The sequence below is a fragment of the Rhizobacter sp. P1_G5 genome, from assembly GCF_056405435.1.
In genome coordinates, this window is sequence record NZ_JBFUCB010000213.1 from 1 (window position 1) to 9,111 (window position 9,111).

9 protein-coding genes are annotated in these 9,111 nt (G+C 69.6%); 3 read left to right on the forward strand and 6 right to left on the reverse strand.

The features are described 5' to 3' along the window. Positions 1-2 precede the first annotated feature (2 nt). From dapA to AC1D12_RS16105, 6 genes are read right to left on the reverse strand one after another with little or no spacing between them, the layout of a single operon-like run. Positions 3-884, reverse strand: coding sequence for a 4-hydroxy-tetrahydrodipicolinate synthase (gene dapA, locus AC1D12_RS16080; RefSeq protein ID WP_047511463.1), 882 nt, complete (start codon positions 882-884; stop codon positions 3-5). Positions 885-909: 25 nt separating this feature from the next. Continuing rightward, positions 910-1,503, reverse strand: a complete 594-nt coding sequence (locus tag AC1D12_RS16085) for a class I SAM-dependent methyltransferase (protein WP_477841474.1) — start codon at positions 1,501-1,503, stop codon at positions 910-912. Beyond that, complete coding sequence (locus AC1D12_RS16090; RefSeq protein WP_477841476.1) at positions 1,500-2,306, reverse strand: SDR family oxidoreductase; 807 nt, start codon at positions 2,304-2,306, stop codon at positions 1,500-1,502. The genes AC1D12_RS16085 and AC1D12_RS16090 overlap by 4 nt, the downstream gene beginning before the upstream one ends. 1 nt (position 2,307) lies before the next feature. Continuing rightward, positions 2,308-2,436, reverse strand: coding sequence for a hypothetical protein (locus AC1D12_RS16095; protein WP_477827141.1), 129 nt, complete (start codon positions 2,434-2,436; stop codon positions 2,308-2,310). An 11-nt stretch (positions 2,437-2,447) separates the two neighbouring features. Beyond that, on the reverse strand, positions 2,448-3,665 hold the full coding sequence (locus AC1D12_RS16100; protein ID WP_477841478.1) for an MFS transporter: 1,218 nt from the start codon (positions 3,663-3,665) through the stop codon (positions 2,448-2,450). A 30-nt stretch (positions 3,666-3,695) separates the two neighbouring features. After that, on the reverse strand, positions 3,696-4,418 hold the full coding sequence (locus AC1D12_RS16105; protein WP_477841480.1) for a hypothetical protein: 723 nt from the start codon (positions 4,416-4,418) through the stop codon (positions 3,696-3,698). A gap of 121 nt (positions 4,419-4,539) precedes the next feature. On the opposite strand from AC1D12_RS16105, the gene AC1D12_RS16110 reads away from it, so the two are divergent. The 3 genes from AC1D12_RS16110 to parC form a co-directional block, all read left to right on the forward strand. Further along, complete coding sequence (locus AC1D12_RS16110; protein WP_477841482.1) at positions 4,540-6,525, forward strand: DNA topoisomerase IV subunit B; 1,986 nt, start codon at positions 4,540-4,542, stop codon at positions 6,523-6,525. Position 6,526: 1 nt separating this feature from the next. Next, positions 6,527-7,228, forward strand: coding sequence for a lytic transglycosylase domain-containing protein (locus tag AC1D12_RS16115; protein ID WP_477841484.1), 702 nt, complete (start codon positions 6,527-6,529; stop codon positions 7,226-7,228). Between the two features lie 31 nt (positions 7,229-7,259). Then, positions 7,260-9,111: DNA topoisomerase IV subunit A (parC, locus tag AC1D12_RS16120; protein WP_477841486.1), on the forward strand; the 1,852-nt coding region annotated here is incomplete at its 3' end.

Genomic DNA, 9,111 nt, shown 5'->3' on the forward strand with positions numbered 1-9,111 from the left:
GCTCACAGCAGACCCGATTCGCGCATCGCTTGTTCCACCGTGGCCTGGCCCGCGGCCGTCAGCCCGACGATCGGCAGGCGCAGCGTGGCGCCGCAGCGGCCCAGCCGCGACAAGGCCCATTTGGTGGGCGCCGGGCTCGGTTCGACGAACAGGTTCTTGTGCAGCGGCAGCAGCTTCAGGTGGATGTCGGTCGCCTCGCGCACCTGGCCGGCCAGCGCGGCCTTGCACAGCTCGTGCATCGCACGCGGYGCGACGTTGGCGGTGACGCTCACGTTGCCGTGGCCGCCCAGCAGCATCAACGCGATCGCGGTCGGGTCGTCGCCGGAATAGATCGAGAAGCCCTTCGGCGCATTGCGCACCAGCCAGCCGGCGCGCTCGATGTTGCCGCTGGCCTCCTTGATGCCGACGATGCCGGGGATCTGCGCCAGGCGCAGCGTGGTCTCGGGCAGCATGTCCGCGACGGTGCGGCCGGGGACGTTGTACAGCACCATCGGGATGTCGACCGCTTCGGCGATGGCCTTGAAGTGCTGGTAGATGCCTTCCTGCGACGGCTTGTTGTAGTACGGCACGACCGACAGCGTGCAGTCGGCGCCGGCCTTGCGTGCGTAGCGCGAGTGCTCGATGGCCTCGCGGGTGGAGTTGGCGCCGGTGCCGGCCATGATCGGCACCCGGCCGCGTGCATGCTCGACCGCGACGCGGATGATCTCCCAGTGCTCCTCGACCGAGACCGTGGGGCTTTCGCCGGTGGTGCCGACGACGCCGATGCAGTCGGTGCCTTCGTCGATGTGCCAGTCGATCAGGCGGCGCAGCGCGTCATAGTCGACGCTGCCGTCCTCGTGCATCGGCGTGATCAGCGCGACGATGCTGCCAACAATGGATTTCATGCGGGATCCTCGGAATCCGCGGATTTTACTCACCCTGCGGGGGGTGCCCGGCGTCCAGCAGATAACGCGGGATTTCACCCGGTCCGCCGGCGTCGGCGCCGGCGTTCACCGCGGCGATGCGCTGCACGAAGCGCGCCGGCGAGCCGAGGAAGCCGTCCTCGAACGCGACCACGCGCAGGCTGCCCGCCGCGTCCAGCAGCTCGCCCGGGCGCAGCAGGAAATCCGGGTTGGCCGGCCGGCCCACGCTCTGCTGGCCGTGCGCGAAGGTCTCGTAGATCAGCACGCCGCCGTCGGCCAGCGCCTGGCACAGCGTGGGCAGCAGCGGGCGCCACAGGTAGTTGGTCACGACCACGGCGTCGAAATGCCGCTCGGGCAGCGGCCACGGGCCGGCCTCGATGTCGGCCAGCACCACGTCGGCGATCGGGTGCAGCGCTTCGGTGGCGGCCGCGTCGCGGTCGAGCGCGGTCACGTGGCAGCCCCGGCCGGCGAACCAGCGCACGTGGCGGCCGCTGCCGCAGGCCACGTCGAGCACGCGCGCGCCCGGCGCGATCAGGTGCGACCAGCGCTGCACCCAGGCCGAGGGAGCAGGGCCGCCATGCGGGCTCAGCGTCGCGCTCATTGCGGCCGGGCGTGCTGGTTCAGCGCCTTCAGCGCCAGCCGGTCGATCAGCCGCGGTGCGACCAGCTTCAGCCAGCGGCCGAGCTTGCCCTGCGCCGTCATCACGACATCGCGCCGGCGCGCCTCGGCGCCGTCGATGATCAGCCGCGCGCAGGTCTCGACCGGCATCGCATCCGATTCGTCGAGCCCGCTGCGGCCGGCGGCCTGGCCACTCGCGTCGTAGCCGCGGCGGCGGATTTCCGTCGCGACGACGCCCGGGTAGGCGATCGTCACGCTGATGCCCTGGCGGCCGATCTCCGGCCGCAGCGACTCGAAGAAGCCGGTCATCGCGAACTTGGTGGCCGCGTAGGCGGTGCGCCCCGGCACGCCGACCAGCCCGGCCAGGCTGGACACCGCGACGATGCGGCCGTAGCTCGTCTTCAGGTGCGGCAGCGCCGCATGGGTGCACCAGACGCTGCCCCACAGGTTCACGCGCATCAGGTCTTCGTACCAGCAGAGGTCGGCCACGTCGCGCAGCAGCGCCTGGGCCGACATGCCGGCGTTGTTGACCAGCGTGTCGAGGCGGCCGAAGGCGTTCATCGTCGCGTCGACGAGCGCGGTGCAATCGGCCTGCACGCTCACGTCGCAGCGCTGCACCAGCGCCTGCGCGCCATGCGTGCGGCACTCGGCGGCAACGGCCTCCAGCTTGTCGACGTTGCGCGCCGCCAGCACCAGCGCGATGTTGGCCTTGCCGCGCGCGGCCCACTGCCGGGCCATCTCGGCGCCGATGCCGTCGGAGGCGCCGGTGATCACGACGACGTACATGTCAGAAGCAGTTCCACAGCTGGTTGGCGAGCGTGAAGGCCATCTCGGGGTTCAGGTAGGCCGCGAACACGAGCAGCAGTGCGGCACCCACCGCCAGCCAGATCGCCACGCGGGCCAGGCCCTTTTTCATGTCGTGCCCGCTCACGCCGGTTGCGGGGCTGCCCGCACGATCGCCGATTCGCGCACCGGCAGGTTGACGAGCGCGGCGAACACGCCCAGCCCGACCGCGATCCACCACACCACGTCGTAGCTGCCGGTGCTGTCGTACAGCTTGCCGCCCAGCCAGACGCCGAGGAAGGAGCCGACCTGGTGGCTCAGGAACACGAAGCCGCCCAGCATCGACAGGTAACGCACGCCGAAGACCTGCGCGACGATCGCGTTGGTCGGCGGCACGGTCGACAGCCACAGCACGCCCATCACCGAGGCGAACACGTAGACGCTGGTCGGCGACAGCGGCACGTTCAGGAAGATGACGATCGCCACCGAGCGCAGCGCATAGATCGTCGACAGGATGTAGCGCTTGGGCAGGCGCTGGCCGAGCGCGCCGGCGGTGTAGGTGCCGATCACGTTGAACAGGCCGATCAGCGCGAGCGCGCCGGTGGCGACGTCCTGCGACAGGCCGTGGTCCTTCAGGTAGCTGGGCATGTGCACGCCGATGAACACCACCTGGAAGCCGCAGACGAAGTAGCCGGCCATCAGCAGCAGGAAGCTCGGGTAGGCGAAGGCCTCGCGCAGCGCGGCGCCGAGGCTCTGCTGCAGCGGGTTGACGATGAACTTCGGCTCCTTCAGGCCGGCGGCCAGCGGGATGATGGCGAGCGCGATGCAGCCCAGCACGAACAGGGCCTGCTGCCAGCCGAGGTGGCCGATCAGCCAGTTCTCGGTGGGCACCATCAGGAACTGGCCGAACGAGCCGGCCGCGGCGGCCACGCCCATCGCCCAGCTGCGTTTCTCGGGCGCGACGTTGCGGCCGATCACGCCGTAGACCACCGCGTAGGTGGTGCCCGACTGCGCCATGCCGAGCAGCAGGCCGGCGCTGCCGGTGAAGGCGAGGCCCGAGGTGGAGACGGCCATCAGCACCAGCCCGCCGGCGTAGAGCAGGCTGCCGACGATCAGCACCTTGAAGGCGCCGAAGCGGTCGGCCAGCGCGCCGGCGAACGGGCCGGCGACGCCCCAGGCGAGGTTCTGCACCGCGAGCGCGAAGGCGAAGGTCTCGCGCGTCCAGCCGCGGTCCATCGTGATCGGCTGCAGCCACAGGCCGAAGCCGTGGCGGATGCCCATCGACAGCGTGACGATCATGGCGCCGCACAGCAGCACCTGTTTCATCGAGAGTGGGGCGGGGGCGGCGGCAGTCCGGGACATCGGGCGAATGTAACGGATTGCCCTTCGATTTCAGAAGCGGAAGCCGTACTTGGCGCTGTAGCTGGTCGCCTTGCCGGTCTTGTCGGCCTCGAAGGCCAGGTTGGCCAGGCCGAAGTTGATGTTCACGCCGGCGAATGCCTTCGCGAGGTTGAAATCTTCCTTGCCCTTCAGCGACGATGCCTCGGGCTTGCTGCTGACGTTGACGGTGCCGAGGCCGGCGTAGGGCGTCGCGAACAGGAAGCCCTTGGACACCGAGACGTCGAAGCCGTAGGTGCGCAGCTTCAGCTGGTCGACGCCCGAGATCGACGACGCGCTGGCGCGCAGCGCGATCGCCGGCAACGCCGCGTTGCCGGCCAGCGGCGCCCAGCGCAGCTCGCCGCCGGTGATGGTGATGCCGGCCGTCGGCACGCGCGAGACCGACACGCCCAGGTCGATGTCGAACGGCAGCCCCTTGTGGGCGCGCAGCGACGGCACCATGATCGTCGACGGCACGCTCGTGCCGCCGGCCGCCTTCTGCCAGACGCCGCGGTTCTCGATCGCGGTGCCCGAGACGCCGATGCCGATGTCGAAGCCGGTCAGCCCGAGCGGCTCGGACGGGATCAGCGGCTTGAACGACACGATCGCGCCCAGGTCTTCCGACAGCAGGCGGAATTCGGACTGCGACAGCGACTGCAGCGTGTTCAGGTCGGCGGCCTGGGCGATCGGCGCGATGGCGCCCAGCAGGGCGATCAGGGAGGCGGAGGCAAGGCGCATTGGAAGTTGGTTTGGAGCGAAAAACGCGCGCAAGGGTAACTTGCTGCGGCGACCGCGCTGTGTCGCATGCGCCACGGTGGACTACGAGTTGTAACTTGACGGGCTTCTAGAATCCCGCCCCATGGCGACCAAACCCAGCAATTCCTACGGCGAGTCATCGATCCGTGTCCTGAAGGGCCTCGAGCCCGTGAAGCAGCGGCCGGGCATGTACACCCGCACCGACAACCCGCTGCACATCATCCAGGAGGTCATCGACAACGCGGCCGACGAGGCGCTGGCCGGCCACGGCAAGCGCATCGACGTGGTGCTGCACACCGACGGTTCGGTCACCGTGCACGACGATGGCCGTGGCATTCCGTTCGGCCTGCAYCCSGAAGARCAGGTGCCGGTSRTCGAGATCGTCTACACCCGGCTGCACGCCGGCGGCAAGTTCGACAAGGGCWMSGGCGGCGCCTACAGCTTCTCGGGCGGGCTGCACGGCGTGGGCGTSAGCGTGACGAACGCGCTGGCCAAGCGGCTGGAGGTCACGGTGTACCGCGAGGGCCAGGTGGCGCAGCTGGCGTTCTCGGGCGGCGACGTGATCGAGCCGCTGGCGATCCGCAAGGGCGTGTACGCGGCCTCGTCGGGTGACCGCAAGACCGGCACCACGGTGCGCGCCTGGCCGGACCCGAAGTACTTCGAGAGCGTCGATTTCCCGAAGGCCGAGCTCACGCACCTGCTGCGCAGCAAGGCGGTGCTGATGCCGGGCGTCATCGTCTCGCTGACGATCGAGAAGAGCGGCGAGGTGCTGACCTGGACCTACAAGGGCGGCCTGCGCGACTACCTGATGCAGGCGCTGGCGGCCGACCCGGTGATCCCGCTGTTCGAGGGCGAGCGCTACGCCGATTCACGCGAGACCGAGAACTTCGCCGAGGGCGAAGGCGCCGCCTGGTGCGTGGCCTTCACCGARGARGGCYCGCCGRTGCGCGARAGCTACGTSAACCTGATCCCCACGGTGAACGGCGGCACGCATGAATCCGGCCTGAAGGACGGCCTGTTCGGCGCGGTGAAGGGCTTCATCGACCTGCACAGCCTGCTGCCCAAGGGCGTGAAGCTGATGCCCGAAGACGTGTTCTCGCGCGCCAGCTTCGTGCTGTCGGCCAAGGTGCTGGACCCGCAGTTCCAGGGCCAGATCAAGGAGCGGCTGAACAGCCGCGATGCGCTGCGGCTGGTCTCCACCTACGTGAAGCCGGCGCTGGAGCTGTGGCTGAACCAGCATGTGGAGCTGGGCCGCAAGCTGGCCGACCTCGTGATCAAGCAGGCGCAGACGCGCCAGCGCGCGAGCCAGAAGGTCGAGAAGCGCAAGGGCTCGGGCGTGGCGGTGCTGCCCGGCAAGCTGACCGATTGCGAAAGCCGCGACCTGGCGCTGAACGAGCTGTTCCTGGTCGAGGGCGACTCGGCCGGCGGCAGCGCGAAGATGGGCCGCAACAAGGAGACGCAGGCGGTGCTGCCGCTGCGCGGCAAGGTGCTGAATGCGTGGGAGGTCGAGCGCGACCGGCTGTTCGCGAACAACGAGATCCACGACATCGCGGTGGCGATCGGCGTCGACCCGCACAGTGCCACCGACGAGCCGGACCTGTCGGGGCTGCGCTACGGCAAGATCTGCATCCTGAGCGATGCGGACGTCGACGGCTCGCACATCCAGGTGCTGCTGCTGACGCTGTTCTTCCGGCACTTCCCGAAGCTGATCGAGCGCGGCAACGTCTACATCGCGAAGCCGCCGCTGTTCCGCGTCGATGCGCCGGCGCGCGGCAAGAAGCCCGCGGCCAAGCTCTATGTGCTGGACGAAGGCGAGCTGGCGGCCACGCTGGACAAGCTGCGCAAGGAAGGCGCGCGCGACAACAGCTGGAGCATCGGCCGCTTCAAGGGCCTGGGCGAGATGAACGCCGAGCAGCTGTGGGACACCACGCTGAACCCCGACACGCGCCGCCTGCTGCAGGTGGCCTTCGGCGCGCTCGATTTCACCGCCACCACCGAGTCGCTGACCAAGCTGATGGGCAAGGGCGAGGCGCAGGCCCGCCGCGAGCTGATGGAACTGCGCGGCGACGACGTCGAGGTGGATGTCTGAGATGAAGACCGCGCTGGCGGCTGCTGCACTCGCCGTGCCCGCGCTCGCGCATGCCGAGCTGTGGGGCTACGTCGATGGCAGCGGCACCGCGCACCTCGCGCCGACGCAGGTCGATTCGCGCTACCACCTGGTGCTGGGCGATGCGGCACAGCTGCGCGTGCCCGGCAAGACCGACGGTGCCGGCGGCCTGCTCACGTGGCTGGAGTTCGCGCCCGAAGTGAAATCGCTGCAGCCGGTGCTGCGGGAAGCGGCTGCAGCGCACGGCGTCGACATCGAGTTGCTGAAGGCCATCATCGCGGTCGAGTCCGGCTTCAACGCGAAGGCGGTGTCGCCGCGCGGCGCGGTCGGGCTGATGCAGCTGACGCCGATCGCCGCGCAGCACTACGGCGGTTTCGCGGCCGACGAGCGCCCCGCGGCGCTGCGCGAGAAGCTGCTCGACCCGCGCACCAACATCCTCACCGGCGCCCGCATGCTGTCGAACCTGACGCGCCGTTTCGGCCGCATCGATGTCGCGCTGGCGGCGTGGAATGCCGGCGAATCGGCGGTGCGCAAGGCCGGCGGCGAGATGCCGCCGATTCCCGAGACCCAGGCGCACGTGCACCYGGTGCTGGAGCTCTACTGGGCGCTGCTGCAGGCGCGCATGCCGAGCGCACGCACCGGGTTGCAGATGCACGGCGCCGCCGCATCCGAAGCTTCGCGCTAGCAACGGCGCGAAGCCTTTCCTTGAAAAACACATGACCACCGACCTCTTCGACACCGGCAATCCCGACGACGCCATCACGCTCGCCCACTACGCCGAACGCGCGTACCTCGAATACGCGCTCAGCGTCGTCAAGGGCCGGGCGCTGCCCGATGTGTGCGACGGCCAGAAGCCGGTGCAGCGGCGCATCCTGTACGCGATGCAGCGCCTGGGCCTGGCCTTCAGCGGCACGGCCGGTGCGCGCCCGGTCAAGAGCGCGCGCGTCGTCGGCGACGTGATCGGCAAGTTCCACCCGCACGGCGACCAGGCCGCGTACGACGCGATGGTGCGCATGGCGCAGGACTTCTCGCAGCGCTACCCGCTGGTCGACGGCCAGGGCAACTTCGGCTCGCGCGACGGCGACAACGCGGCAGCGATGCGCTACACCGAGGCGCGCCTCGCGCCGATCTCGCGCCTGCTGCTCGACGAGCTCGACGAAGGCACGGCCGATTTCATCCCCAACTACGACGGCGTCGAGCGCGAGCCGCGGCTGCTGCCGGCGCGGCTGCCCTTCGTGCTGCTGAACGGCGCGAGCGGCATCGCGGTGGGGCTGGCCACCGAGCTGCCCTCGCACAACCTGCGCGAGATCGCGGCGGCCACCGTCGCGCTGATCCGCAACGAGCACCTGGGCGACGACGAACTGTTCACGCTGGTGCCCGGCCCCGACTACCCGGGCGGCGGCCAGATCATCAGCGCGCCCGAGGAGATCCGCGCCGCCTACACCACCGGCCGCGGCAGCCTGAAGGTGCGCGCGCGCTGGAAGATCGAGGACCTGGCGCGCGGCCAGTGGCAGCTCGTCATCACCGAGCTGCCGCACGGCACCAGCGTGCAGAAGGTGCTGGAAGAGATCGAGGAGCTGATCAACCCGAAGATCAAGACCGGCAAGAAGGCCTTGAGCGCCGACCAGGTGCAGCTGAAGGCCTCGGTGCTGGCGGTGCTCGACGTGGTGCGCGACGAATCGAACAAGGATGCGCCGGTGCGCATCGTGATCGAGCCGAAGACCAGCCGCATCGAGCAGCAGGACCTGATCAACACGCTGCTCGCGCACACCAGCCTGGAGAGCTCGGCGCCGATCAACCTGACGATGATCGGCGCCGATGGCCGGCCGACGCAGAAGACGCTGCGGCTGATGCTGCAGGAGTGGATCGCCTACCGCCAGCAGACGGTGCAGCGGCGCACGCAGTTCCGGCTCGACAAGGTGCTCGAGCGCATCCACGTGCTCGAGGGCCGGCAGCTGGTGCTGCTGAACATCGACGAGGTGATCCGCATCATCCGGCACTCGGACGAGCCGAAGGCGGCGCTGATCGAGCGCTTCAAGCTGAGCGAGCGGCAGGCCGACGACATCCTCGAGATCCGGCTGCGCCAGTTGGCGCGGCTGGAGGCGATCAAGATCGAGCAGGAACTGGGCGAGCTGCGCACCGACCGCGACAAGCTGCAGGAGATCCTCGGCAGCCCGGCGGCGCTGCGCCGCACGATGGTCAAGGAGATCGAGGCCGATGCGAAGCAGTACGGCGACGACCGCCGCACGCTGATCCAGGCCGGCAAGCGCACCGTGCTGGAGGTGAAGGTGCTCGACGAGCCGGTCACCGTGGTGGTCAGCCTGAAGGGCTGGGCGCGCGCGCTGAAGGGGCACGAGGTCGACCCGGCGGCGCTYGCCTTCAAGGCCGGCGACGGGCTGTACGGCACCTTCCCGTGCCGCAGCGTCGACACGCTGCTGGTGTTCGGCAGCAACGGGCGGGTCTACTCGATCGCGACCAGCCTGCTGCCGGGCGGGCGCGGCGACGGCCAGCCGATCACGACGCTGGTCGACCTGGAAAGCGGCACGCAGCCGCTGCACTACTTCGCGG